At 70.1% G+C, this 25,931-nt stretch carries 23 protein-coding genes and 1 pseudogene; 12 read left to right on the top strand and 12 right to left on the bottom strand.

Annotated features, from left to right (window positions below; genetic code table 11):
- The first annotated feature begins 76 nt into the window (after positions 1-76).
- From ACZ6NZ_RS11885 to ACZ6NZ_RS11870, 4 genes are all read left to right on the top strand, one after another.
- On the top strand, positions 77-2,638 hold the full coding sequence (locus ACZ6NZ_RS11885; RefSeq protein WP_465858117.1) for a glycoside hydrolase family 43 protein: 2,562 nt from the start codon (positions 77-79) through the stop codon (positions 2,636-2,638).
- A 202-nt stretch (positions 2,639-2,840) separates the two neighbouring features.
- Positions 2,841-5,261, top strand: coding sequence for a family 43 glycosylhydrolase (locus ACZ6NZ_RS11880; protein ID WP_465858115.1), 2,421 nt, complete (start codon positions 2,841-2,843; stop codon positions 5,259-5,261).
- 27 nt (positions 5,262-5,288) lie between these two features.
- On the top strand, positions 5,289-5,921 hold the full coding sequence (locus ACZ6NZ_RS11875) for a hypothetical protein (RefSeq protein WP_465858113.1): 633 nt from the start codon (positions 5,289-5,291) through the stop codon (positions 5,919-5,921).
- A 59-nt stretch (positions 5,922-5,980) separates the two neighbouring features.
- Entirely contained in the window at positions 5,981-7,048 is a 1,068-nt protein-coding gene (locus tag ACZ6NZ_RS11870) for a hypothetical protein (protein ID WP_465858111.1), read from the top strand.
- Between the two features lie 61 nt (positions 7,049-7,109).
- On the opposite strand, the gene ACZ6NZ_RS11865 is transcribed toward ACZ6NZ_RS11870, so the two are convergent.
- Entirely contained in the window at positions 7,110-8,423 is a 1,314-nt protein-coding gene (locus ACZ6NZ_RS11865) for a hypothetical protein (protein WP_465858109.1), read from the bottom strand.
- 487 nt (positions 8,424-8,910) lie between these two features.
- On the opposite strand from ACZ6NZ_RS11865, the gene ACZ6NZ_RS11860 reads away from it, so the two are divergent.
- The gene (locus ACZ6NZ_RS11860; RefSeq protein ID WP_465858107.1) at positions 8,911-10,461 is read left to right on the top strand and encodes a pectate lyase family protein; all 1,551 of its coding nucleotides are present in this window, start codon (positions 8,911-8,913) and stop codon (positions 10,459-10,461) included.
- A gap of 136 nt (positions 10,462-10,597) precedes the next feature.
- Here ACZ6NZ_RS11860 and ACZ6NZ_RS11855 read toward each other — a convergent pair whose 3' ends face one another.
- From ACZ6NZ_RS11855 to ACZ6NZ_RS11835, 5 genes are all read right to left on the bottom strand, one after another.
- Positions 10,598-11,908: a radical SAM protein gene (locus ACZ6NZ_RS11855; protein WP_465858105.1), complete on the bottom strand. Its 1,311-nt coding sequence runs from the start codon at positions 11,906-11,908 to the stop codon at positions 10,598-10,600.
- A 61-nt stretch (positions 11,909-11,969) separates the two neighbouring features.
- Entirely contained in the window at positions 11,970-12,374 is a 405-nt protein-coding gene (gene sodN / locus ACZ6NZ_RS11850; protein ID WP_366611628.1) for a superoxide dismutase, Ni, read from the bottom strand.
- Between the two features lie 94 nt (positions 12,375-12,468).
- Positions 12,469-13,278 carry an inositol monophosphatase family protein gene (locus ACZ6NZ_RS11845; protein WP_465858103.1) on the bottom strand — a complete coding sequence of 270 codons (810 nt, stop codon included), beginning with the start codon at positions 13,276-13,278 and terminating at the stop codon, positions 12,469-12,471.
- Between the two features lie 56 nt (positions 13,279-13,334).
- Positions 13,335-13,850, bottom strand: coding sequence for a hypothetical protein (locus ACZ6NZ_RS11840; protein ID WP_465858101.1), 516 nt, complete (start codon positions 13,848-13,850; stop codon positions 13,335-13,337).
- A 117-nt stretch (positions 13,851-13,967) separates the two neighbouring features.
- The gene (locus ACZ6NZ_RS11835) at positions 13,968-14,417 is read right to left on the bottom strand and encodes an iron chaperone (RefSeq protein ID WP_366611390.1); all 450 of its coding nucleotides are present in this window, start codon (positions 14,415-14,417) and stop codon (positions 13,968-13,970) included.
- 216 nt (positions 14,418-14,633) lie between these two features.
- Here ACZ6NZ_RS11835 and ACZ6NZ_RS11830 point away from each other — a divergent pair, with 216 nt between their 5' ends.
- Complete coding sequence (locus ACZ6NZ_RS11830) at positions 14,634-15,395, top strand: GNAT family N-acetyltransferase (protein ID WP_465858098.1); 762 nt, start codon at positions 14,634-14,636, stop codon at positions 15,393-15,395.
- A gap of 31 nt (positions 15,396-15,426) precedes the next feature.
- Entirely contained in the window at positions 15,427-16,146 is a 720-nt protein-coding gene (locus ACZ6NZ_RS11825) for a tetratricopeptide repeat protein (RefSeq protein ID WP_465858096.1), read from the top strand.
- On the opposite strand, the gene ACZ6NZ_RS11820 is transcribed toward ACZ6NZ_RS11825, so the two are convergent.
- From ACZ6NZ_RS11820 to ACZ6NZ_RS11810, 3 genes are read right to left on the bottom strand one after another with little or no spacing between them, the layout of a single operon-like run.
- Positions 16,143-16,847, bottom strand: a complete 705-nt coding sequence (locus tag ACZ6NZ_RS11820; RefSeq protein ID WP_465858094.1) for an NADPH-dependent F420 reductase — start codon at positions 16,845-16,847, stop codon at positions 16,143-16,145. The genes ACZ6NZ_RS11825 and ACZ6NZ_RS11820 overlap by 4 nt on opposite strands.
- A 30-nt stretch (positions 16,848-16,877) precedes the next feature.
- Complete coding sequence (locus ACZ6NZ_RS11815; RefSeq protein WP_366611396.1) at positions 16,878-17,906, bottom strand: LLM class flavin-dependent oxidoreductase; 1,029 nt, start codon at positions 17,904-17,906, stop codon at positions 16,878-16,880.
- Entirely contained in the window at positions 17,899-18,948 is a 1,050-nt protein-coding gene (locus ACZ6NZ_RS11810; protein WP_366611397.1) for an LLM class flavin-dependent oxidoreductase, read from the bottom strand. Before ACZ6NZ_RS11810 ends, ACZ6NZ_RS11815 begins: the two co-directional genes overlap by 8 nt.
- 109 nt (positions 18,949-19,057) lie before the next feature.
- On the opposite strand from ACZ6NZ_RS11810, the gene ACZ6NZ_RS11805 reads away from it, so the two are divergent.
- The 5 genes and pseudogenes from ACZ6NZ_RS11805 (at position 19,058) to ACZ6NZ_RS11785 (ending at position 22,148) form a co-directional block, all read left to right on the top strand.
- Positions 19,058-19,549, top strand: coding sequence for a MarR family winged helix-turn-helix transcriptional regulator (locus ACZ6NZ_RS11805; protein WP_366611398.1), 492 nt, complete (start codon positions 19,058-19,060; stop codon positions 19,547-19,549).
- 104 nt (positions 19,550-19,653) lie between these two features.
- Positions 19,654-20,034 (top strand): hypothetical protein, encoded by a 381-nt coding sequence (locus tag ACZ6NZ_RS11800; RefSeq protein WP_465858433.1) that lies wholly within the window; start codon positions 19,654-19,656, stop codon positions 20,032-20,034.
- Positions 19,961-20,302: pseudogene (locus tag ACZ6NZ_RS11795) on the top strand (ABC transporter ATP-binding protein); the annotation flags it as partial. The gene ACZ6NZ_RS11800 and the pseudogene ACZ6NZ_RS11795, both read left to right, overlap by 74 nt.
- 53 nt (positions 20,303-20,355) lie before the next feature.
- A complete protein-coding gene (locus ACZ6NZ_RS11790) occupies positions 20,356-21,489 on the top strand; it encodes a sensor histidine kinase (RefSeq protein ID WP_465858091.1) in 1,134 nt (377 codons plus the stop codon).
- A complete protein-coding gene (locus tag ACZ6NZ_RS11785; protein ID WP_465858089.1) occupies positions 21,486-22,148 on the top strand; it encodes a response regulator in 663 nt (220 codons plus the stop codon). The genes ACZ6NZ_RS11790 and ACZ6NZ_RS11785 overlap by 4 nt, the downstream gene beginning before the upstream one ends.
- A gap of 1 nt (position 22,149) precedes the next feature.
- On the opposite strand, the gene ACZ6NZ_RS11780 is transcribed toward ACZ6NZ_RS11785, so the two are convergent.
- From ACZ6NZ_RS11780 to ACZ6NZ_RS11770, 3 genes are all read right to left on the bottom strand, one after another.
- Positions 22,150-22,584: a DUF6223 family protein gene (locus ACZ6NZ_RS11780; protein WP_465858087.1), complete on the bottom strand. Its 435-nt coding sequence runs from the start codon at positions 22,582-22,584 to the stop codon at positions 22,150-22,152.
- A 159-nt stretch (positions 22,585-22,743) separates the two neighbouring features.
- Positions 22,744-23,229 carry a nitroreductase/quinone reductase family protein gene (locus tag ACZ6NZ_RS11775; RefSeq protein ID WP_465858085.1) on the bottom strand — a complete coding sequence of 162 codons (486 nt, stop codon included), beginning with the start codon at positions 23,227-23,229 and terminating at the stop codon, positions 22,744-22,746.
- Between the two features lie 39 nt (positions 23,230-23,268).
- Positions 23,269-25,872, bottom strand: a complete 2,604-nt coding sequence (locus tag ACZ6NZ_RS11770; protein WP_465858083.1) for a hypothetical protein — start codon at positions 25,870-25,872, stop codon at positions 23,269-23,271.
- Positions 25,873-25,931 lie beyond the last annotated feature (59 nt).

Genomic DNA, 25,931 nt, shown 5'->3' with positions numbered 1-25,931 from the left:
GATGTACGCGGTGTTACGGGCGTACTTCGGATGCGTTTCATCGATAGTCTTGACAGAGCTTGTTAGCGATAACACGATGGCCTTCACGCCGCTCTCGCGTTTGGAGCTCGCCTTGGCCCTGTCGGTCCGCTCGCGCGTCCTGAACATCGCCCGCGAATCCGCTGTGAACAGCCTGAACGCCGCCGCTCGCCACGCCACGCACGCGCTCGCCCGAGCGGCCATCACAGTGGCCGCCAGCCGCCTTCGTCCGCTGTGCGCGCTCGCATCGGTGGCCGTTCTCGTCGCTGCCGGCATGCTGGCCGCTCCCGCCGTCCCCGCCACCGCGCACGCCGCCGACGGATGGTCGCCCCGATCGTCGTACACCTCCACCGACACCGGCGCCGGCACCTACTCGGTGCCGCTGCTCAACGCCGACGTGCCGGACATCAGCGTCGAGCGGGTGCCGGCCGCCGAGAACGACGAGGGCCGTGACCTGTACTACATGATCAGCACGACCATGCACCTGAGCCCGGGCGCGCCGATCATGAAGTCGTACGACCTCGTCAACTGGGAGATCGTCAACTACGTCTTCGACCGGGCGAGCATCGGCGACTCCTTCTCACTGCGCAACGGCCAGAACTCGTACGGCCAGGGCCAGTGGGCGTCGTCGCTGCGTTACCACGACGGCACGTTCTACGCCGTCTTCAACACCAACAACCTCGGCGGGGCGTACCTGTACCGCACCGACGACATCGAGAACGGCCCGTGGCAGCGCACCGCCCTCGGCCGTGGCCTGCACGACCCGTCGCTCTTCTTCGACGTCGACGGCACGCCCTACATCTTCTACGGCTCCGGCGGCACCAGCGCCGTACGCCTCAACGCCGACCTGACCGCCGTCGCGCAGGACTACCCGAACATCTTCACCGCCAGCAACTACGCCGGTCAGCCGTTCATCGGCGGGTTGTTCGAGGGCGCGCAGGTCTACCACATCGACGGCTGGTACTACGCCGTCATCATCACCTGGCCCTCGGGGCAGGGACGCCAGGTGGTGATGTTCCGGTCGAAGGACCTGCTCGGGCGCTACACCTCGGCCGGCGGGGTCAACACCTACGAGGCGCGCGGAGTGCTCAACTCCAACGGCTTCGCCCAGGGCAGCCTGGTGCCGATCAGCCGCCCGGGCGGCCGGACCGACTGGCACGGCATGTTCTTCCGGGACACGTTCCCGATCGGCCGGATCCCGGCGCTCATCCCCGCCACCTGGCAGGACGGGTGGCCGACCTTCGGCACAGGCGGGGTCTTGCCGGTCAACGGAGTGTTCGACAAGCCGATCAGACTGAGCCCGGCCGAGGAACTGTTCGAACGGCAGAAGAGCGTCGTCGCCTCGGACGACTTCGCCAACGACGCGCCGCACCGGGCATACCAGGACGAGCAGTGGGCGGTCCCCGCGCCGCTCGACCCGGCGGAGATCGCCCCCAACGGGTCGCGGCTGGACCTGGCCTGGGAGTGGAACCACGCCCCGGACAACCGGCACTGGTCACTCACCGACCGCGACGGCTGGCTGCGGCTGACGACCGGCACGGTGGTGACCGGCCAGTACCTCTACACCAAGCTGTCCAACCGGGCCGAGCTGGCGTGGTTCGAGGAGGCACGCAACACGCTCTCGCAGCGGACGTTCGGGCCACGACAGTCGGTCCAGACCCGGATGGACATCTCCGGGATGCGCAACGGCGACGTCGCCGGTCTGGCCGCCTACAACCGCGGATTCTCGTACGTGGCCGTCAAGCGCGTCGGGAACGTCAACACCCTCGGTGTGGTCAACCGGTCGCAGCCGTTCGCGGTCGACCTCGACCAGTCGACGCTGGAGACCTTCATCGCCGGCACGACGGTATCGCTGGGCGACGCGACCGAAGTGCACGTGAAGGCGGACCTCGACTTCTCCGCACCGGTCGGCCAACTGTGGACGACGTTCTACTACAGCCTGGACGGGATCCAGTGGACGAGGCTCGGTAACCGCGTGGGCCCGCAGGCGCTCGACGGCAGCCTCGCCCACTTCATGGGTCACCGGGTGGGCCTGTTCACCTACGCGACCCAGCAGACCGGCGGCCACGTCGACTTCGACGACTACCTGCTCAGCGACGTCCTGACCGCGCAGGCCCGGCCACTGGACACCACCGCCCTGGACGCCGCCATCGCCCACGGGCGGACGCTCGACCCGCGCCACTACCCGGCAGACGCCTGGGCGGCCGCGCAGTCCGCGCTCACGGTGGCGACGTCGGCACGGGCCGGACAGTTCGGCACCCAGAACCAGATCGACGCACCGGAGCGGGCACTCAGCTACCAACTGGCCCGGCTCGGGGTGCTGGCGGCGCTGCCCGTGACGGCCACCGCCCAGGTGCGCTGCCTCAACGGCAGGGCGTACCTGGCGGTGCAGGCGCGCAACGACTCGGACGAGCCGGTCGAGATCACGGTGGAGACCCCGTACGGAAGCCGGTCGTTCACCGCCGTCGCACCCGGCGCGAGCGTCTACCAGTCGTTCAACACCCGCGCGTCGTCGACGCCGGCCGGCTCGGCGACGGTCCGGGCCACCGGTACGGTCGCCGGCCGGGACGTGATCACCCCCCACGCCGTCGAGCACCCCGCCACCGCCTGCGGCGGATAACCCCACCACGAGCCTCGGCTCACCGACCAGGACCACCGGCGTTCGGCCGGGCGGCGCGGAACAGCGGACGGGTACCGCGCCTCGGCCGCTGTCGCACCCGGTGGCGGCGGTCGGCCCCTGATGTCCGGACCACTCACGACAGCGCACCCACCGATCCCCCGTACACCGATGACCGCACGTCAGAGATGAAGGAGGATGTCTCGTGGAACAACGAATGCGACGGGCGACCCGAGGACGGGTCGCCGCGCTCGCGGCGGTCGGCCTGATGCTGACCACGGGGTTCGTCGCCCCGGCGGGGCCGGTCCAGGCCGCCGACACGAATCTCGTCGTCAACGGCGGGTTCGAGGACGGCCTGACCAACTGGTTCGTCAACAACGGAAACGCCTCCGACGGGGCTCAGTTGTCGGCCACGTCGAACGCCTACTCCGGTGCGAACGCCGCGCTCGTCACCAGCAGGGCGACCACCGGGTCCGGCCCGATGCAGGACCTCAGCGGCAAGGTGCAGGCCGGTCAGGCCTACACCCTGACGGCCCGGATCAGGTACGAGAACGAGAGCGGGCCGGCGACGAAGCAGTTCTTCGCCACCATGCACTACGGCGGTGGCACCTACACCAACCTCGTCAGCGTGACGGCGACGAAGGGACAGTGGGCGCAGTTCACCGGAACGTTCACGATCCCGACGACGCAGAGCGTGTCGACGGCGCGCCTGTTCTTCGAGACCCCCTGGACGAGCACGCCGTCCACCGACCCGGCGCTGCACCTGATGGACTTCACGCTCGACGACGTGTCGGTGACAGGCGCCGCGCCGCCCGCGCCCGCGTCGAAGACCATCGAGGTCGTCGGCAAGCTGCCTGGGGAGCACAACCCGTTGATCGGGCACAAGTTCGGGGCTGACGGTTTCGGTCTCGTGCACGACGGCCGGGTCTACATGTACATGACCAACGACACCCAGGGCTACGCCCCGAACCCGACCACCGGCGTCTCCCCGGGGATCAACTACGGCGACATCAACCAGATCACGGTGATCTCCTCGGCGGACCTCGTGAACTGGACGGACCACGGTGAGATCCAGGTCGCCGGCCCCAACGGGGTGGCCCCGTTCACCGCCAACTCGTGGGCTCCGGGCATCACCAAGAAGGTGGTGAACGGGGTGGAGAAGTTCTTCCTCTACTACGCCAACGGCGGTGGCTCCAGCAACGTGATCACGGGTGCGTCGCCGCTCGGCCCGTGGACCAGCGAGCGCACCAGCACGCTGATCGACGGCCGTACCCCCGGTGCCGAGGCCGTCGCGTGGAAGTTCGACCCGGCCCCGTTCGTCGACGACGACGGCCAGCCGTACCTCTACTTCGGTGGTGGGCCCGCGTCGACGAGCATGCCGCCGGCCGAGCGCTTCAACAACCCGAAGAACATCCGGTCGATCGAACTCGGCGACGACATGGTGTCGACCGAGGGCACGGCGGCGGTGGTCGACGCCCCGGTCGCCTTCGAGGCGGGCCACGTCTTCAAGCGCCAGGGCCGTTACTACTTCTCGTACTCCTCGCACTTCGGCGGGAACGACTTCGGCGGCAACCAGCAGCCGCTTCCCGGTTACCCGGGGGGCGGCCAGATCGGCTACATGATCTCCGACGGCCCGATGTCGTGGCCGAAGGAGACCTACGCCGGCGTGCTCTTCCCGAACCAGTCGCAGTTCTTCGGGGCCGGCACCGGTGGCAACAACCACCAGTCGGTGTTCGAGTTCGGTGGCAGGTACTACTTCACCTACCACGCGCCGACGCTGAACAAGCGCATCAACGGCAACACCACCCAGGGGTACCGCAGCCCGCACATCCAGGAACTGACCTTCAACCCGGACGGCGCCATCCAGCAGGTCGTCGGCACCTACGCCGGGGTGGAGCAGGTTCGCGACTTCGACCCGTACCGCGTCTTCGAGGCCGAGACCTTCGGGTGGAGCAAGGGCGTCGCCACCACGAAGGTCGACGGCAGCTCCGCCCAGTTCGGTGGTGCGGCACCCAACCTGGTCGTCCGCGACATCGACAACGGCGACTGGACGGCGTTGTCCTCGGTGGACTTCGGTGACGACGGCGCGCGGAGCCTGACGGCGCGGGTGCGTGCGCTCGCCACCGGCGGGCAGATCCAGGTCCGGCTCGACGACGTCAACGGTCCCCTCGTCGGCACTGTCGCGGTGGACAGCCCGGCCGGACAGTGGGCCGAGGTGACCGCCACGCTCGACGGCGTCAGTGGCGTGCACGACGTCTACTTCACCTACACCGGCTCGGCCGGCGCGGACCTTTTCGAGATCGACAACTGGTCCTTCGCGGCGGACACCCTCGACCTGCCCGTCACGCTCACCGCGTCCACGCGGTGTGTGGGCGGCAAGGCGTACGTGGCGGTGCAGGCGCGCAACGACCACGACGCGCCGGTGGGGATCACCCTGGAGACGCCGTACGGCGAGCGGTCGTTCGCGGCCGTCGCGCCGGGCGCGAACGCCTACCAGTCCTTCAACAGCCGTGCCGTGTCGCTGTCGGCGGGTTCGGCCACGGCCCGGGTGACCGGGGCGATCGGCGGACACGACGTGACGACCGTCCGCACCGTGCAACACCCCGCCGGCACCTGCGGCGGATGACCCCTGATGGCGGAGAACGGAGAACACATGAACACAGACAAACGGCGGCAGACGCTCGCGGCCGGCGTCGTCGTCGCCGTGCTGACCGGGGCGGCGGTGCTGCCGTCGCCCGCGCTGGCCGAGCCCGGTGACGACGCCAGCGTGCGGGTCACTGTCGACATCGACGAGATCAGGGAACCGGGCGTGCTCGCCCTGTCGATCGCCGGCGACGCCGTCGCGCTGTCCGAGGACGGCTCGACCCTGCTGGTCCGCCAGTTCGTCGGCACGTTGCCGACGGTGACGGTCACCGACACCCGGGTCGCCGACGAGGTGCCCGACGGCGCCAACTGGGCGGTGCTCGGCAGCGCGACCGACTTCGCGGGCAGCGCCGGCCAGGCACCGATCACCGCCGACCATCTCGGTTGGAAGCCGCGCCTGCTCGACGGCGGCGAGACCGGCCTGGTCACCGAGGGCGAGGAGGTGGTGACCAGCCTGGACGAGCCGACCCAGCCGGGCAACAATGTCGGCCTCGTCGACCAGGAGCTGTTGGTCTCGGCCTTCGACTCCGGGGCTGTCGCCAGCGACTCGTACTCGGTGAACGCCGACCTGTACCTGCGGACCCCCGCGGAGGTCGCCGCCGGCGAGTACAGCTCGACGCTCACGCTCTCACTGTTCGAGTAGTGGCCTGGGCGGGGGCCCGGAGCGGGCCCCCGCCCAACCCCGTGCCGAAGGGCCGTCTCATGACCGTCACCCCGTTGCGCCGCGCGCTCGTCGTCCTCGCCGTCGCGTCCCTCGCCGTTTCGGTCTCGCCGAGCACGGCGGCGGCGGAACCGGACCCGAAGGCCCTGACCTGGACGGTCCAACCCGCCACCGCGAGCGGGCCGGACCAACGCCGATGGATCAACGCCAGTCTGGACCCGGGGCAGGCGGTCACCGAACACCTGGCGGTACGAAACTTCAGCCGCACCGCCGTCGCCTTCTCCCTGAAGGCCGCCGACGGCTACCTCACCGACAAGGGCCGCTTCAACATGCTGTCGTCCGACCGACCCTCCGTCGACGGCGGCACCTGGATCGACGTGCAGGAGAAGGTCACCGTCGGCCCCAACGAGACACGGGTGGTGCCGTTCACGATCACGGTGCCTCAGGGCGCCGCACCTGGCGACCACCCGGCCGGCATCGCGGCGACGGTCACCAGCACCGGGGGCACCGTCAACGTCGAGAGCCGCGTCGGCTTCCGGGTGATGCTGCGCGTGAACGGCGCCGCGCGGGCCGCTCTGGCCGTCCGGGGCCTCGATGCGACGTACTCCCCGTCGTGGAACCCCTTCGCCGGTGGCACGGTGCGGGTCCGCTACACCGTCGAGAACGACGGCAACGTCTGGGCCGGCGGGACGAGTCGGGTGGCGATGTCCGACCTTCTGGGCCGGAGCAGCCACGACGCCACCAGCGCGGTCGAGGAGTTGCTGCCTGGCGGCGCGCGAACGATGCAGACCCGGGCCGGCGGCGTCTGGGCCCTGGGGCGCCTGCGCACCACCGTCAGCACGTCGCCGACGCTGCTCGGCGACGGCCAGGGTGGGGCAGACCTCCGACCGGCCTCCGCCACCGTCACCACCTGGGTGGTGCCGTGGGCGCAGCTCGCCCTGTTGGGTCTGCTCGCCGGCCTGTTCCTGGGACTGCGGGCGGCGGCTCGGCAGCGGCGGCGTCGGCTGGCCGGGCTGCTGGCCCGCGCGAGGCAGGAGGGCAGGCAGTCGGTGCTCGTCGGGGGTGCGCCCGCTGCCGCCGAGCCCGGCGCGGGCGACGCCCGCCGGTGAGCCGTCGGCGCGAGGGAGTCGCGCTGCCGGATCACGGCGAGGACGTCGCCCGGCCCCGGCCTCAGGGCTTGGACCGGCCCAGCAGCCAGCGCAGGATGCTGGCGTCCTCGTAGGTCGGCCCGAACGCCGCGTGGTAGTCCGGCACCGAGAACGCGGCGTCGGCGTACTCGGTGTAGCCCACCAGGTCGGCGGTCTGCTCGGGCGTCCTGCCCCGGGCGGCGTACGCCTGCCGCAGCAGGGCGGTCGAGTTGCGCGCGCCCGAGACGTTGAGCAGGTGGTCGTGCTCGCCGTGCGTGATCCACACCGGCACCTCGGCCGCCGCGATGGCGGTCGCCTGGGAGGCGTTGACCGGGAAACCACCGGTCACCAATCCTCCGGCGAACAGGTCGGGACGCTTGGCGAACGCCTCCCAGAGCAACTGCGAGCCGTACGACACAGTGGTCGCGTACACCCGACGGGTTTCCACCGCGAACTGACCGATGAACTGGTCGAGCAGCTTGACCAGCAGGTCGGCCTCGGCGACCCCACCGACGCGCTGGTGCTGGGGCGCCAGGACGATGACGTCCTCGGCGGTGCCGGTCCACCGCGGTTGGAGCCACGCGGTCGCCGGGATGTCGGCGGCGAGTTGGACGCCGAGGTTGTCACCGTCCCAGCCCATGCCGTGACCGGGCAGAACGACCATCAGTGGGTATGTGCGGCCCGGCTGGTAGTTCTTCGGCAGGTGGTAGTGGTACGGCAGCACCATTCCGCCACTCAGGAACGAGCCGTAGGTGAACTCGTCGACCAGTTGGTTGACCGGCTTCTCGGTGAGGGGACGGGATTCGCGCGGGGTGGCCCGGGCGAGCACCGGGCCCTTGCCGGCCCCGCGGCCGGGCTGGCCGTGCACGTCCTTGCGTTGCACGACCCGGGTCGGCAGCTCGGGGTTGACCTTCACGGTGCAGAGGAAGGTCGGGCACTTGGAGACGACGACCGTCGAGCCGCCGGTGTCGGCGGGGTCGAGTTCGACGATGACGTACCGTCCCGGCGCCGATCGGTGGTCGGCGCGGGTGCCCGGTGTTCCGTTGGTGTAGGTGTGGGTGACGGTCCGTTCGGCGAGCTTCGGCAGGTCCTCGATCGGGTTGAAGCGGAAGTTGTAGATGGTGTCGGTGACCGAGAACGTGGCGGTGTCGAGGGTGCGCGGGTTGACAGTGGCCGGGTACTCGATCGCCACCGCCGAGACCTTCTGGCCGTAGGTGTAGACGGTGGTGATCGGGGTGATGCTCCGGATTCCGTCAGTGCTGCCCGGGCTGCCGCTCGCGCTGCCGTACGCCGTGCCGGAGGCGCCGGCCAGGACGAGGGTGGCGGCGAGCGGGATCAGTCCTTTTCGCAGTCTCATGGGGGTCCTTTCTCGAAGGTGGTGCGCTCAGTCAGCGGTCCGGCCGGGGGAACGGGAGTGGGACGGGTCGGAGAAGTCGGTCGCTAAACTGATTTAGCAGAGCATCGATCGCGGGCCCGCCGGTGTCAATACCGAGGGCGCTATGAGCCGGGAACCGGGTCGCCGACGGCCGGGACCGCTCTGGCTGCGCGGTCGACCACTCCCGTGAGCACTGCAACAAACCTGCAAGCGTCAGCTATTGCGTTCCCGGAAACCGCTTTCCTACGATTGCGTTACATCGATGTTTCATTTGACAGTCGTGTGAGCGATGGCACCGGGCGCACTCCGCTTGCACGGCGCGACCCCGCTTCCACCAGGGCGCGAGCGATCTCGATGAAATCTCTGCGATTGACTGCCGTCAATTCTCGAATCTTGTCTGTCGGCAGGTGCGGTCGCGATGTCCGTCGAGTCGAAGCCTGGAACGAGACGATTGCGAAGGTGAGAAGACATGAGACGACCAGTCGTGTTGCGACGTCAGGCGGTGCTGGCCGCGGTAGCCGTGGTGACCGCGGTCGGGGTGGCCCTCCCGACCCCGCAGGCCTCGGCGGCGGTGGGCAGCGCCACCGGCTACGCCACCCAGAACGGCGGCACCACCGGCGGCGCGGGCGGGCAGACGGTGCGGGCCACCACGGGCACGGCGATCCACGCGGCCCTGTGCGGTCGGCCCAGCAGCAGCACCCCGATCACCATCGAGGTGAGCGGGACCATCAATCACGGCAACACCAGCAAGGTGTCGGGGTCGAGCTGCAACACCGCGGCGGGCGTGATCGAGCTCAAGCAGATCAGCAACGTCACCATCATCGGGGTCGGCAGCGCCGTCTTCGACCAGCTCGGCATCCACATCCGCGACTCCAGCAACATCATCATCCAGAACGTGACGGTGCGGAACGTCAAGAAGTCGGGCTCGCCCACCTCCAACGGCGGGGACGCCATCGGGATGGAGAGCACGGTCCGCAACGTCTGGGTCGATCACGTCACCCTGGAAGCCTCGGGCGGGGAGTCCGAGGGGTACGACGGCCTCTTCGACATGAAGGACAACACCCAGTACGTGACGCTGTCCTACAGCGTCCTGCGCAACTCCGGTCGGGGCGGCCTCGTCGGGTCCAGTGAGAGCGACCTGTCCAACGGCTTCATCACGTACCACCACAACCTCTACGAGAACATCGACTCCCGCACGCCGCTGCTGCGTGGCGGGGTCGCCCACATCTACAACAACCACTACGTGAGCCTGAACGAGTCCGGGATCAACTCCCGGGCGGGGGCCAGGGCCAAGGTGGAGAACAACTACTTCCGCGACTCCAAGGACGTCCTGGGCACCTTCTACACCAGCGAGCGCGGCTACTGGCAGGTCGCCGGCAACGTCTTCGACAACGTGACCTGGTCCAGCGCGGGCAGCGACAACTACCCCGCCGGCCCCAACCCGACCTCCACCACCACGGTCGGCATCCCGTACTCGTACCGCCTCGACGGAGCGAGTTGTGTGCCGGACATCGTCCGTCAGACGGTCGGGGCCAACACGGGCCTGAGGGTGTCCGACGGCAGTTGCTCGCCGCAGACCCCGCCGCCCACCACGCCCCCGCCCACCACGCCCCCGCCGACCACGCCCCCGCCCACCACGCCTCCGCCCACCGGCGGGACCAACCTCAGCCTGGGCGCCGGCGCCGACGGCTCCAGCAAGGCCAGCGGAACCAGCTACGGCAACGTGCGTGACGGCAACCTGAGCACCTGGTGGTCGCCGGCCGGCTCGACCGGCACGATCTCGATCAAGTGGGGCTCCGCGACCCGGGTGTCCCGGGTGGTGATCCGCGAGCCGTCCGGCACCCAGGGCTCCATCGGGTCCTGGCAGCTGATCAACAACGACAACGGAGCCGTCCTGGCGTCCGGCAGTGGGGCGGGTGCGATCACCTTCCCGGCCACCGCGATGAGCAAGGTCAACTTCAAGATCAACAGTTCCAGCGGTACGCCACGGGTCGGCGAGTTCGAGACGTACGCCAGCTAGGGCTTGTTCATCAGGGCGGTCGCCTTCGTCGGGGGCGGAAGCGGTTCCGAGCGGTACACCGCAGAGGTGTGGACGCGCCTCTGCGGTGTACCGCTCCTCGGCGGATCGACAATCGGCGAGGCGGCCCTGCGCGCCCTCAGGAGTCCGTGTTCGGCAGAGTGTCCATGAAGGAGCTGACCGAGAAGACCGCTCGCCCGGGCCCGGCCGGGCCGTACCCCGGCGGGCTGGACAGACCGTGGGCGTCCATCGTCGCCCGGTAGGCCTCCAGCAGGCGGACGTGGTATTCCAGCGGCGCGCCCTGCGGGTTCGTCCGGCCCAGCGGTGTGGTGGGCTCCGGGCACCAGGTGGTGAAGCGGGGCGTGATCCCCCGGGACATGAAGTAGTCGAGCCCCTCCGTGGTGGAGGTGATCGCCTCGTCGACGCTGGTGAAGCCGTGCGGGGCGGCCATCTCGACGCCCGCGACGAAGTTCGGGATCACGTTGCGGGGGCCGAACACCTCGGCCGAGTCGAGGATGCGCCGGTGCCACTCCTCCCGACCGACGTACCGCTCCTTGCCCGGGCAGTACAACTCGAACAGCCGCTTGTCCCACACCTCGTAGTTGGGGTGGTAGATGCGGATCCCGTAGTCGTGGAACCGCTGCACATCGGCTCGGGGGAGCGCCTGGGCCACCACCTTGCCGATCCATCGTCCCGGAAACCGCTCCTCGATCGCCTGCGCGTACTGGCCGTAGAAGTCGGCCTCGGCCAGCCCGTTGACCTGCGAGGTGATGCTGCCACCGGTCAGCGTGTACGCCTGCGACGCGCGATCGACGTCATGTCGGTTGATGATCTCCAGCGCTTCGAGGACCTCGTCGACGGGCTTGACCCCGGTGTAGGGCCGGCCGGCCTGCTTGTGCTGCCGCCAGTTGTGGTTGATGTCGCAGTACTGGCACTCCTCCTTGGCGCCGAAGTACTGGCAGACCCGGAACGCGGTCAGATAGATGAGATAGCCCCACTGGATCGTCGGGGCGACCTCCATCACCGACTTGCCGTTGGCGAGCGTGTGACGGTAGTACGCCGGCATGGGGGGCAGCCCGACATCGGCGATCGGTCGTCCGTCCAGGAACAGGCGCAGTCGACCGTCGCTGTCGGTGCCGACGCGGTACGGCGAGCTGGGGTTGGTGCGGACCGACACGACGGTACGACGCAACTCGTACGGGCCCCCGGTGAGCACGATCTCCTCCGGTGGCCGGCGCAGCGCCGCCGTCCCCAACTCGGGCAACGTCCGGTGATCGAAGGAGAAGATGAAGTACGACTTCGGCTTCACGTCGCCGTGCTCGTTGTCGGTCAGTGCCGCGTCGTCGAAGGCGAGCCCGCCCCGCAGCAGGTCCTCCTTGAGGACCGCCTCCCGCGGCACGTGTGGGAAACGGCTCATCAGATCTTCGACGAGGTCGGTGCGCGACGTCATGCGGTTCCTCCCGAACGCGGTACGCCGCACCGGGTGGCCGGTGCCACCCGGTGCCGGCTGATCAGCTCTGCTTGGTCTCCCAGAAGATCTTCGAGATCTCCTCGATCCTGCCGAGGAGCTGCTCGGCGACCGCCGGGTCCGCGGCACCCTTCGCGCCGCCGGCACCTGCCAGCTTCGTCGCCTCGTTGAAGAGGCCGTGCAGGTGGGGGTACCTCTCGAAGTGCGGCTGCTTGAAGTAGTCGGTCCACAACACCCAGAGGTGGTGCTTCACCAGCTCGGCGCGCTGCTCCTTGATGAGCAGCGCGCGGGTGCGAAACTCCGGGTCGTCGCTGGCCTGGTACTTCTCGGAGATCGCCTTGATCGACTCGGCCTCGATGCGGGCCTGCGCGGGGTCGTAGACGCCGCAGGGGAGGTCGCAGTGCGCGCTGGCGACGGTGCGGGGGCGGAGAAGGCGGGACAGGAACATCGGAATCCCTTCGACTGTGGCGTTCGGCCGACGTGGGTCCGGGCGCGGCGGCCCGGACGTGACCATCGAGGAACGCTAGAACCTCAACCGCACTTCATGTCAATGGCGGGCCCTGTTTGCGGACGAGCGTCAGCAGGGCGGTGTGCGTCCGCTCGTCCGCGGCCACCACGAGACCGTCCCCACCGGTGTGCAGGGGCTGGCCGTCGAGCCCGGTGACCACGCAGCCAGCCGCCTCGCAGAGCGCGATTCCGGCCGCGAAGTGGACGCTGTTGCGCAGGTCGTGGCGGTCGGTCACATAGCCGGCGCGGCGGCCGGCGGCGACCCAGGCCACGGCCAGGCTGGTGGAGACCACCCGGGGCCGGAACTGTTCGAGGAAGCCCTCGTCGGCGAGCAGGCGGGCGGCCAGGAAGACGTCCCGGTTGGGAAAGGGCGGGTCGAGGTTCAGGTCGACCAGCGTCGACTCGGCCGACGGGACGAGACGCTCATCCGTCCCCGCAACCCCCCGGACGTACGCGGCGACGCCGTCGGTCCAGAACACCTCGTCGGCGAACGGGTCCACCGACGCCGCCACTGTGACGTCGGACCCGACGCGCAGGGCGACGTTGACCGAGACCAGCGTGGTCCGCGCGGCGAAGTTCAACGTCCCGCACAGCGGGTCGACCAGCCAGGTGCGCCCGTTGTCGCCGGTACCCGTACGCCCGCTCTCCTCGGCCACCACGGCGTCGTCCGGACGCGCTGCGCGCAGGACGTCGATGATGGCGTGCTCGGCCTCCACGTCGGCGGCGGTGGCGAAGTCGCCGGCGGTCTTCATGACGCGCGTTAACACTGAGCCGTACCGGGAGCCCACGACTGCGGCTCCGGCTTCCGCCGCCTCGACGGCCAGCGCCTGGTCTGTGATCGACATGCCCGAACCATAGGAGCCGTGGGCAATGTGTGACAGGCCCGCACCCGGGCCGCAGGTCAGTCCGACAGTTCGCTGATCGGTAGCTGACTGACGACCGCCGTCATGATCATGGGAGCGTCGCCGTCAGACTGGTTGACCGAGACCGCGACCCACCGCCCCTCGGTCACCGTCGGCCCCCACACGGTCAGGTCGCCGTAGCAGTCCAGGTCAGACAGCGACTGGAACAGCGCCGGCATGGGTTCACCGGCCTGGGCTCGAAACAGCGGCACCCGCATGGAGACAGCGCGGTGCGCGCCCCATTTCTGGGTCAACTCCGCTACGACGAGGGCCAGGTTCGCCTCGGCGGCCTCCTCTGCCCGGTTCCATTCGGCGCCGTACACACCCGTCAGGGCGTCGCTCTCCCAGAGCGGGGCGATCCTAAAGCCCTCGCCCCGGGTGCCGGTCCACTCCCCGGTGACCGGGTCGCCCTCGCTGACCGGCACGCCGCCCGTGGGCAGGTCCGCGGCGAGCAGCGACTCGATGTCGGACACCGCCCGACCCGTGTCGAACACCTCGCCGGCCCGGCCGGTCATCGGGGAACTCGTCGTACCGTCGGCGGCCCATACCGCATCGTCCGCACCACCTGTCTCCGTCGGACTGTGGCCTCGATCATCGCACCATGAGCGAGCCGGGGAGGGGGCGGGCGTCGGTCAGGAGACCGCCGTCCGCACCAGCTCGGTGAGCTTCTTCTCCACGGCCGGGCTCCACTGCTGCAACGCGTACGCCACCGGCCAGAAATCCCCGTCGTCGAGGTTGGCCGGGTCCTGGAAGCCCACCGTCGAGTACCGGTAGTTGAACTTGCCGGAGTCCTGGAAGAAGACGACGATCTTGCCGTCCTCGTTCGCGTAGGCGGGCATCCCGTACCAGGTCTTCGGCGTCAGCCCCGGGGCGGCGGCGGTCACCGTGACGTGCACCCGCTCGGCGAGCGCGCGGTCCTCCGGCTCCATCTGCGCGATCCGGTCGAGGACCGCTTGCAGCCCGTCCGCCTTCTTGGCGCCCTTCCTGCCCTCGGCGCGCAGCTCGTCGGCGCGCTCCTTCATCGCGGCCCGCTCCTCTGCGCTGAAGCCGTCGGACCCGGTCGTGGTGGTCTTCGCGGACATTCTCGGGCTCCCTCTCGTCGTCGTCCGGCCCGGCGCGTTGCCGACTGCCTGGGAAAAGGCTAGGCCGGGCGGCGCTGGCGAGCTTCTCGATTCCTGATCGTTCGACGACCGCCCTCCTGCTCAGGGGTGACCTCGGCCTCTCGAAGGTGCTCGCCAACCCGACCGGTGGCTAGGTTGCTGGGCGAGGGCGAGCGAGCGTTCCGGGGGGAATCAGACATGAGCACCACCGCCGACCAGTTGGCGACGGCGTACTTCGACGCGATCCAACTCCTCTGCCAGGTGACGCCGAAGGGCTGGTACGCCGAGCGGGGCACCGCTCGTGCGGGGCTCACCCACGCCAGCGTCGCGACGCTCAACGGGGTCCTGGAGACGGCCGCCGAGCCGGATCTCACGGCCATCGACGAGCTGGCGACCGAGGTGAGCCGGCAGACCACGCACTGGTCGATCATCATTCGCGGTGCGGCGAGCGACGAGGTCGCCGACCTGGCGGCCCGGCACGGGCTGCGCACACGCAGCCATCTTCCCCTGATGGCCTGCGCCACCGACGACATCGTGTTCCGGGCCGGCCCGACCCAGCAGGCGCTGGTCCGCCGGGTCGGAGCCGCCGAGAGCGACAGGTACACCGACGCCCTCACCCGGAGCTTCGAGGCGCCCGACGGCCTCTTCGGCCCGCTGATGGGCGGCGCGGTGCTCGACACCGACGCCATCACCGGGTATCTGGCCGAGGAGTCCGGCAGCCCGGTCGGCACCGGGCTCGGAATCCACACCTCCGACGTGATCGGGGTGTTCAACATCGCCGTCGTACCGTCCGCCCGGGGTCGTGGCCTGGGCCGGGCGCTCACCGAGGCGGCGCTGCGCGACGGCGTCGCCGCCGGCGCGGACGCCGCGTACCTGCACGCCAGTCCGATGGGTCGACCGCTCTACGAGGCGATGGGTTTCGCGCTGGTGGAGACCTGGACCGTGTTCCAGGCGGCCTGACGGTCCGCACCGGCCAGCAGGAGGAGGACCTGTGACCTTCAGTGAGAACGTCCGCTCGGCTTTCCGGCGCGGCGAGACCGACGCCGTGGTGCGGATGAGCGAGGCCGAGATCGAGCGGGCCCGGGCGGCCGGTGACCTGGCGGGCGAGGTGGAGGCCCGGTACAGCCTCGCCCGGGTCGCCATTCGGGGCGGTGACCTGACCGGGGGCGAGGCCCGGGCCCGGGAGGCCCTCACGGTGGCGCTGCGCTCCGGCGACCGGGCGCTGGAGGAACGACCGAGGCACGTGCTGGCCGCCGTCGCGAGGATGTCCGGTGACCTGGTCCGCGCCCGGGACCTGTACCGGGAGAGCATCGCGCTCAACGAGGCGCTCGGCCGACCCAGGACGGTCAACTCCGAGTTTCACAACCTCGCGTTCTGCGAGTTGGGGTTGGGCAACCTGGACGTGGCCCGGACGCTGTTCGCCGAGAACCGCGAGCGGGTTTTTCGCAACAACTGGGCGGACTTCGTGCCGTACGTCTGCGTCGCGGGCGCCGCGCTCGCGACCGCCGAGGGGGACCACTCCCGCGCGGCCAGGATGATCGGTGTCGCCGATGCCGCGTTCGCGGTGCTCGGCCAGGTGCCGGACCCGGACGACGCCGCGGACCTCGCCAGGATGCGCGCCGCCGCCACCGAGGCGCTGGGCCCGACCGACTTCGACCGGGAGTACGCCGTGGGCCGGCACCTCGAACCGCAGGCGGCGTTCGACGCCTAAGAGGTCGAGGCTCGGGCAGCGGTGATGGTCCGTCCCCGCTCCGACTCCGGGAAGCGGTCCAGCATGGCGCGCACCTCGTCGGCGCTCACGTTGGCGCCGAACAGCTCGCTGCCCGGTTCGAGTCGGACCCCCTCGGCCAGCGGGCCGGCGACGACCGGGTCGAAGCCGAGCGCGTCCACCAGGGCCGCGACCTCGGTGAGGTCGACGTCCTCGTCGCCGGCGATCGCGATGGCCTTGCGGCCGACCGCCCCCGTCGGCCGGGCCTCGTCCTCCAGGTCGTGATAGCCCATGTGGTTGAACGCCTTGACGACGCGGGAGCCGGACAGGAACGCCTGGACGGTCTCGCTCGACGAGGTCCGCGGGTTGGTGAGGTCGTCGCGGATGCCGTCGATCTCCCACCAGTAGTTCATGGCGTCGACGACGAGCTTGCCGCGTAACGCCTCGGCGGGAACGCCGCGGTACTTGCCCAGGGGCAGGGCGAGGATGACGACGTCGGCGTCGGCCGCCGCGTCGACCGCCGTGGTGGCCTCGGCCCCCGGCGCGAGGACCTCGACGGTGAGGGCGATCTTCGCCGGGTCGCCGGAGCCGGCCACCCGTACCCGGTAACCGGCGGCGACGGCGAGCCGGGCGAGCACCGTGCCCACCTTGCCGGCCCCGAGGATGCCGAGGGTCGCGGGCCGGCTCCGGTCGTTGTCGAACATGGTCGTCCTCTCGCTGGTGGGAAGCGCTGATCAGGCCAGCAGTTCGCGGACCATGGGGATCACCTTCGAGCCGTACAGTTCCACCGCGCGCATCCGGGCGCTGGCCGGTTGCGCTCCGGCCGAGTAGATGAGGTCGAAGCGGCCGACGCCGAGGCTGCTGATGGCACGGGCCATCCGGCGGGCCACCGTCTCCGGTGAGCCGATGTAGAGGGAACCGTTCTCCACCTCGGAGTCGAACTCCTGACGGCGGATCGGGGGCCAACCCCGCAGCTTGCCGATCCGGTCCCGCATGATCCGGTAGTGCGGCCAGTAGATCTCCTTGGCCTGCTCGTCGGTGTCGGCGATGAAGCCCGGCGAGTGCATGCCGACCGGGTGCGCTGTGGTGCCGAGTTGGTCGGCGGCCCGGCGGTACAGGTCGATGTAGGGCGCGAAGCGCTCGGGTGCGCCGCCGATGATGGCGAGCATGAGCGGCAGCCCGTACTGGGCGGTGCGGACGACCGACTGCGGCGAGCCACCCACACCGACCCAGGTGTCGAGGTGACCCGACTCGGTCTTCGGGAACACGTCGGCGTTCTCCAGCGGGGCACGCAGGGTGCCGCTCCAGGTGACCGGCTTCTCGTCGAGCAACTTGACGAACAGCTCGATCTTCTCCTCGAACAGCGTGTCGTAGTCGCGGAGGTCGTAGCCGAAGAGCGGGAACGACTCGGTGAACGAGCCGCGACCGAGGATGACCTCGGCTCGGCCGTTCGACAGCGCGTCCACTGTGGCGAAGCGCTGAAAGACCCGTACCGGGTCGTCGGAACTCAGCACCGTCACGCCGGAGGCCAGCCGGATCCGCGAGGTGCGGGTGGCGATTCCGGCCAGCACCGTCTCCGGTGTGGAGACCGAGTACTCGGGGCGGTGGTGCTCGCCCAGGGCGATGACGTCGACCCCGAGTTGGTCGGCGAGCACGGCCTCGTCGACGACCTGCCGGATCGCCGCCGCGTGGGAGACGAGTTTGCCGTTGTCGTCCTCCGGTACGTCGCCGAAGGTGTCCAGGCCGAACAGCAGATCAGACATGGTTGGGCTCCTTAGCCAGCAGCTCCCGGACCCGCGGCGCGACCTCACTGCCCAGCAGTTGGATGGTGCGCGCCCGTGCCTCGCGGGGCAGGTGCATGATGTCGTACTTCAGGTCGAAGCGGCTCAGTCGCAGGTCGCGGGCGACAGTGGCGATCTTCTGCGCCACCGTCTCGGGCGAACCGACGAAGAGCGCCCCGTGGTCGATTTCCGCCTCGTAGCGCGTGCGGTCCGGTTTGTAGAAGCCGCGTTCGGCGGCCAGAGCCGCCACCACCGGCTGCCAGTACCGCCACCACGTCTCCACCGCCTCCTCGTCGGTGTCTGCGACAAGGCCGAGTGAGTGCTGCCCGATTGGCTGCAGGGTATGCCCGAATTGTTCGAGCGCTCTGGTGTAGAGGTCGACGTGACCGGCGAAGCGCTGGGGGCGCCCCCCGATGATCGCGAGCATGAGCGGGAGTCCGTGCCGCGCGGCGCGGATCACGGAGTTCGGGCTTCCCCCGACGCCGATCCAGGTCGGGATGCCGCCCGGCCGCATCCGTGGGTGCAGCCGTTGCCCGGTGAGTGGGCTTCGTACCGTGCCGGACCAGGTGACCGGTTCGTCCTGTTGCAGTCGCAGGAAGAGGTCCAGCTTCTCCTCGAACAACCGCTCGTAGTCGGCCAGGTCGTACCCGAACAGCGGAAACGACTCGGTTGCCGATGCCCGCCCGAGGACGATCTGGGCGCGGCCGTCGGAGACGGCGTCCAGCGTGGAGAACTCGTGGTAGAGCCGTACCGGGTCATTGGTGCTGAGCACGGTGACCGAGGTGCCGAGGCGAATTCGCTCGGTCGCCGTCGCGACCGCAGCCAGCAGCACCGGTGTCGCCGAGTCGTTGTGACCCTCGCGGTAGTGCTCACCGACGCTGAACACGTCGAGTCCGGCCGACTCGGCGAGCCGTGCCTCGTCCACGAGCAGCCGTACGGTCTCGGCGTCGCTCAGGACCCGGTCACCGTCGGTGGCCACCTCCCCGAACGAGTTGAGCCCCAGCTCGAAGTCCGCAGCTGCCATCGTCTCCTCCTCGGCGCATTCCGCCGGCGACCCACGGGAGCGGACCTACCGGTTGACGTGTCAATGATGCTAACTTGGCGATTGACACGTCAATTCCCGGGAGAGTGAGATGACGGAGGCCACACCCGGCCGGCGGGGCGGACGGCAACTTCCGACCGCGGACGAGCTGCGAATCTGGCGGGACTTCATCGAGACGACGGCGACGCTCGGCTCCCGGCTCGAGTCCCGCCTGCAGGGCGACTCCTCGCTCTCGACCGGAGACTACGCAGTGCTCCTCGCTCTCAGTGAGGCGGAGGGCGAGGCGATGCGGTCGTCCGAACTCGCCTCACGCATCGGGTGGGAGCGCAGCCGGCTCTCCCACCACCTCGGGCGGATGGAGCGGCGCGGTCTCATCCGCCGCCAGGAGTGCGCCACTGTTCCCCGCGGTGCGGAGGTGCTGCTCACCACGGTCGGCGCCGAGGCGTTCAGGGGAGCCACCTATCCCCACCTGCGCGCCATCCGGGAGTTCTTCGTCGACGCCCTCACGCCGGAGCAGATCGTCGCGGCCGGCGAGATCGCCACGGCGCTGCGGGCGCAGCTCGATGTCCTCGGCAAAGATTGATCACCGCACATCGATGACCGCGAGTGCCCAAACGATTGCCGAGAGCTACGCCCGGGTGGTCCAATCCTCCAGAAAGCCTGCTCCGCCGCTTGGGAGGTACGTCCATGAGCGAGGCCGCCACCGCAGAGGACCGCCGCGTTCGAGCGGACCAACCCGGCCCCGGGCGTACGGAGTCGGTGTTGCCGGAGCTGCGGGAGATGTGGTGGGAGACGGGGGTCCGGGCGCGCGCGGAGGCCGGCGTCCTCGCCGTGTTCGCGGAGTTGCCCAGGCTCGTCTGGACAGCCATCGGTATCAGTTGGCGCGCTGACCGGCTCCGTACCGGTGTGGTGGCTGCGGCCACGGTGGGCGCGGGGGCCATGGCAGCGTTCGGCCTGTTGGCGACGCAGCGGGTGCTGGTGGAACTGTTCGCCGGCCGGCGGGCAGTGGCAGCGCATCACCGCCGCTCGCGGGTTCCTGCGCGACGCCGAACTGCTGATCATGGATGAGCCGTCCTCCGCGCTCGACCCCCGCGCCGAGGACGCCCTGTTCCAGGCCATCCGGGACCGGAGAGGTCGGGCCACCACGATCCTCATCACGCACCGGCTCGCCAACGTCCGGCACGCCGACCGGATCTTCGTCCTGCACCACGGCCGGCTCGTCGAGGACGGCACCCACGCCGACCTCGTCGCCACCGGCGGCCGGTACGCCGAACTGTTCGCCCTCCAGGCCGCCGGCTACGACGCGAACCTGGCCGATGGCAACCAGCACACCTGAACCGTTCAGTCGGACCTTCTCCCGCTCATTCGCGGGAGACTAGGCTTCGCCCCATGTCAGGGTGGCGGGGCCGGACGGCGGACGTGCTCCTGGTGCCCGCCGTGGGTCTGGTCGCCGTCGTGGGCCTGGTGGTGCAGTCGCGCGGCATCGCCACCGTCGCCGAGTGGGCGGCGCTGCTGGTGGTGCTGCTCGCCACCGGCGCCCTGTACCTGCGCCGACGTCACCCGGTGCCGGTGGGCATCGTGGCGCTGGCTGCCATCGGCGCGTACGGGGCGTTGCTGCACCGGCCGGGTCCGATCATGTTGGTGTTCGTCGTCGCGCTCTACACCGTCGTCGACGAGGGACATCTCGCGGTCGCCATCGGGCTCGGTCTCGCCTCGGTGATCGCCTTCGCCGTGGCGGACAGCGACAACCGCACCCCGGACACCATGAACGGGGCGACGCTGCTGCACGCCGGTTGGCTCGTCGCGGTCATCGTCGGCGTGACCCGTAACCGCCGCGCCTACCTCGCCGAGGCGCAGGCCCGAGCGGTCGTCGCCGAGCAGCGGATGGAGGAGGAGGCCCGGCGTCGGGCCACCGAGGAGCGGCTGCGCATCGCCCGGGAGTTGCACGACGTGCTCGGCCACCACCTGTCGTTGATCAACGTGCAGGCCAGCGCCGCGTTGCACCGACCCGACCCGGTCCGGTCCGAGCAGGCCCTCACCGCGATCAAACAGACCAGCAAGGAGACCTTGAGTGAGTTGCGGGCGACGCTGGGCGCACTGCGGCAGGCCCCGGCGGTCGTGCCCGCACCCGGTCTGAACCGCCTCGGTGATCTGATCAGGACGGCCGCTCGGCCGGAGTTGGAGATCCGCACCGAGCTGACCGAGACACCGTCGCTACCGCCGGAGGTCGATCTGGCGGTGTACCGGATCGTCCAGGAGGCGCTCACCAACGTGGCGCGTCACGCGCGTGCCACCACCGCAGTGGTCCGGGTCCGGCCCGATCACGACGACGTGTTCGTGGAGGTCGAGGACGACGGCACCGGCGTGCCGGGTTCCCCGGGCAGCGGGATCCTCGGAATGCGGGAGCGGGCGCTGGCACTCGGCGGTTCGTTGAACACCGGCCCGCAGCCGGGCGGGGGCTTCCGGGTGCGTGCCCGCCTGCCGATGCGACCCGTTCCGGCGCCGGTGGGGGAGCAGAGGTGATCCGGCTGCTCCTCGTCGACGACCAGACCCTCGTACGCGCCGGTTTCCGGTCCATCCTCGACGGTGAGGACGGCCTCCAGGTGGTCGGCGAGGCCGCCGACGGATTCGAGGCGGTGCGGCTGGCCCGGCACCTGCGACCCGACGTCGTCCTCATGGACATCCGGATGCCCGGGCTCGACGGCCTGGCCGCCACTGGTGAGATCGTCGCGAACTGCGACGCTCGCGTGATCATTCTGACCACGTTCGACCTGGACGAGTACGTCTACGGCGCGCTGCGTGCCGGTGCCAGCGGCTTCCTGGTCAAGGACACCGAGCCAGCGGAGTTGATTCACGGAGTGCGGGTGGTGGCCCGGGGTGACGCGTTGATCGCGCCGTCGATCACCCGGCGGTTGATCGCCGAGTTCGCGGCCCGGGCCAAACATCCCGACCCCGGGCCGCGACTGAGCGTGCTCACCGAGCGGGAGCGTGAGGTGCTGACGCTGGTCGCCGCCGGCCTCTCCAACGACGAGATCGCGGCACGGTTGGTGCTGAGCCCGGCGACCGCCAAGACACACGTCAGCCGGATCATGACCAAGGTCCAGGCCCGGGACCGAGCCCAGCTGGTGATCCTCGCCTATGAGTCCGGTCTGACCGTGCCGGGTTGGCTCGCTCACTCCTGAGTCAGCCCGCCAGACGGCCGGTGCGGCGCGCTCGCACCAGGGCCAGCCCGCCGAGCACCACCCCGGCCAGTCCGACCGCCAGTGCCACATAGGCCCCACCGCGTCCGTTGCCCGCGCCGATGCCGCTGTCGGCGGTGGCCGCCACCAGCCCGCCGAGCGCCATGCCGATCAGGCCCGTCACCAGGGCCAGGACGGCTCCGAGGCTGCCCGATCCGGTGCCGAGCCGACTGGCGGGGCGGGCCACTGCCAGACCTCCGATGATCGTGGCGGCCAGCCCCAGCAGGACGGCCACAGTGGCCCCGAAGCGCCCGGTACTCATGGCGAAAGCGGTGGCCGCGCTCGGCTGGGCGGACACGTGCGCGGCTGCCGGTGCGCCCAGCCCCATCCCGGCGAGCGGGGCGGCTACGGCGGCGGCGAGCAGGTGACGGACGGACATGGTGGATCCCCTCGGTCGCATGGCGAATACAGGTGGCAGCCTAGGAAGCAACCAGCTGGTGAGTCGTCATGCCGGAGTTGCCGACCGGCCTACCACCCGGGATGTACGCGTCCGGCACCTCGTACCGCCGCAGTTGTCCGGCGGGTGCGGGTTGCGCGGTCACGCCACGTCGTCGCCACCCGATACGGGCTCCAGCACCACCACTGTCGTCTCCGACGATCGTCGTGCCGCGTGGGCGTCGAAGTTCTTGTCGGCCGCGCGCCACCGCGGCCACAGGCGCGACCGCTCGTCGTCGGTGGCGGCGCGACCGCGCACCAGCCGGCGCCCGTCGGCCAGCTCGACGGACGCGTCCGGATGAGCCTGGAGGTTGAGCCACCAGGCTGGGGCACCCTCGCCCCACCCGTTCATCGCCACCCCGACCAGGTTCGAGCCATCCTCGAAGTACGCGATGATGACGCTGCGCTGCTGGCCGGTGCGGCGACCGGTCGTGGTCAGGCGCAGCGTGCCCCACCGGTGCTCGCGCGGCCGCCACAGCCCGACCCGGCTGCCGCTGACCCGGTACAGGCCCCGGTGCACCGCCCAGGCCAGCCGGATGAACCACCGAGGCGGGAGCCACGGCGCCTTCGTTACCTGACCGTCCGACATCGCGAACCTCCTTGAGCGACGGACGATGATGGGTTGCCATCACCTGTGACGTGCGGCGTACGCCGCGAAGTGATCGGCCCAGCGGCGGGTGACGTCCTCGGCGGGCTCGAGCCACTGGGTCGGCTGGGCGGGCAGCGGTAGGCCCTGCGACTCCAGGAAGCATTCGACCGGGATCATCGAACGACTTCGGGCGGTCAGCAGGCTCAGCTCGTCGCGTAGTCGCTCCAGGCGGTCGCGGTCGCCGTCGAGCAGCGCGATGCAGCATTCGGCAAGCCCGTACCGGTAGCCGATCTCGTCCATCGACGCCTCGTCGAGGATCCGCAGGCGGTCGATGGCCAGCGCGACGTCCGTCCGATCCGAGTGCCCCAGCAGGACGGTGGTGAGCAATGCGGAGCGGGTCGCGACCAGGTGACCGGACTGGTCGGCCCGATCGACGAAGTCGCGCATCTCGTCGACGCTGACGTCGCCGCGGAAGAACGCACGCCGCATCAGCAGTGTGCCGACCTCCTCCAGATACTCCCGCTGGCGGCCGGCGTCGCGCAGCTTCGCCATCTTGTCGGCGATCTCGGCGAAGTAGCGCTCCGGTCGACCGTGGGCGTACTCGGCCACCCTCGTGATGAGGCTCTGCACCGGGAGCCCTCGCGCGGCCTGGTCGGCATCTCTGAAGCGCCGGGCCAGGCTCAGAACCTGTGGACGCTGTCCCCGGTGCAGTGGCGTGGGTCTACGTGCGACCAGCTCGTCGAAGACGGCGAGCGCCTCGTCCCAGCGGTGGCGAAGCCGCAGGGTGTAGCCCAGATGCCGGCCCGCGGCCGGCCAGAGTGGGTGATCGGAGTCGAAGATCTCGCGGAGCAGACTGAGTCGCTCGTCCACCGGCGTCTCGATGGACTTGGCCGCGATGAAGTTCAGGACCAGGCGACCGTACCCGGTGCGGCTCGCGGCCGGCACCCGGGACCGTAGGCCCTGCACCGACGGGCTGAACACGATCGCGCGTGACAACCAGTCCGCGTAGTTCTCACTCGGAGCCGGCTCCAGCGTCGTGCTCTGCTCGCACACCAGCACGACAGCGACACCGATCAGGTCCAGGACCTCGCGGTTGTCTTCTCGATTCTTGGCATCGTCGTGTTGGCATCGGACCGCGGCGGCGGCCCGGCCGGCGGCCAATTCCCAGTCGCGCTCGGCCCAGCCGCCGGAGATCTGGTGGTCGGATCGGCGGATCGCCTCCCGGACGGCGTCGTGTATCCGGTACGGGAAGCGGTCGCCGTGGTGGTGGTCGATCATCGGACGTCGAACGGCCCGCTCGGCGCACCCGTGGTCGACGTCCGCCGCGGCCGCCATCAGGTGAGTGTCGAAGACCCGGAACAGGCACGCGGCCCGGATGGCCCGTTGCTCGTCGGCCGGAACGTCGTCGAGGATACGCATCACCAGCGAACCGAGCGAACCCGTGACGTCCTGGGCCTTCACCTCGCGTCCAGCCCCGGCATCCTTGATCGAGATAGCGACCTGCCGAGCCAGTTCCAGATACTGCGGCAGCCCCGCCGACGATCGGACGAGGTGCTCGACAACGTCGTCGCTCATCGGCAGGTCGAGTTGGGTACGTCCGCGCATGACCAGCGCGCGGGTGTCCGAGGGGGAGAGGTTGCCCACGAGATGCTGCCGGGGGTTGTCCGCGGCACCAGGCACGAGCCCTGGCCACGTCCACGGACCGCGGTGCGGAAGGTCGACGCGGCTCTCGTCGTACCAGTCCAGCAGATCGCGCCCGGTCAGCACGAACAACACGTTCGGCATGCCGTGGATCAGCCGGTTGAGGTGGCCCTCCGAGACCCGTCGCGGGTCCAGGGCGAGCCGTTCGGTCGTGTCGACGAACACCGCCACCAGGGGCGACGGCATGACCTGAGCCAGCTCCCAGGACAGAGCCGCGGCGAGCTTGCAGGCCAGGGCTGGTCGAGGCTCGGTAGGGCTCGGCTCGTCGGCGCAACGGAGCAGGAAATCCTCGAAGCCCGGGAACCCGTCGACGGCGAGCCGCAGATCACGTCGGCGGCGGAGTTCACCGACCACCTTGCGGACACCACGCACCCCGAGCGAGGCGGCCGTGCCACCGGCGAGGTCCGCCAGCGAGCCGAGGTCTTTGAGTACCTCGCCCACTGTCTCCGCCACGGAGTTCTCCAGCTCGTCCCGCCCCCGGAAGCGTGGCAGTGGCTCACCGGGACGTAGGGCCGACCAGTAGGCCGTGAACGCCAGGTCGAAGACCGGCCAACGGCGGCGGATGCCGGCCACGCCTGCCCGCAACGCGAGCAGTGCCGTGGGAAGGTCCATACGACCGGCGGAGCCGTGCAGGTCGATCCGGGCCGTCGCGTCGACGTTGGTGGCCGGAGGTGGCCCCCAGCCGTTGACGAGCGGGAGGTCGCGACGGACCCAGGCCTCCAGCCGCTCCGAGAGAGCGGTCTTGCCGATGCCGCCCAGACCGTAGAAGGTCAGCACGTTGTGGCGGGCGACCCCGACCTCGTCGTCGCCGTCGAGCAGCTGGCGGAACCGGGCCAGCGTCGACTTGAACGCCTGCGACTCGGTTTCCCGGTCGGTGAACAGCTCACCGGCGTGCGCTGGACCGTCGCGGTGCTCGCGTCCGCCCGGGGGTGAAACCTTCATCAGCCGCCACATCCAGGTCGTCGGCGTCACTGTGGACCGAGATCCCTAGTCTCCGGGCG

This window comes from Micromonospora sp. NPDC047756, assembly GCF_055587245.1.
Note: the sequence above shows the minus strand (reverse complement) of the source record. Positions and strands in the feature narration are given on the sequence as shown.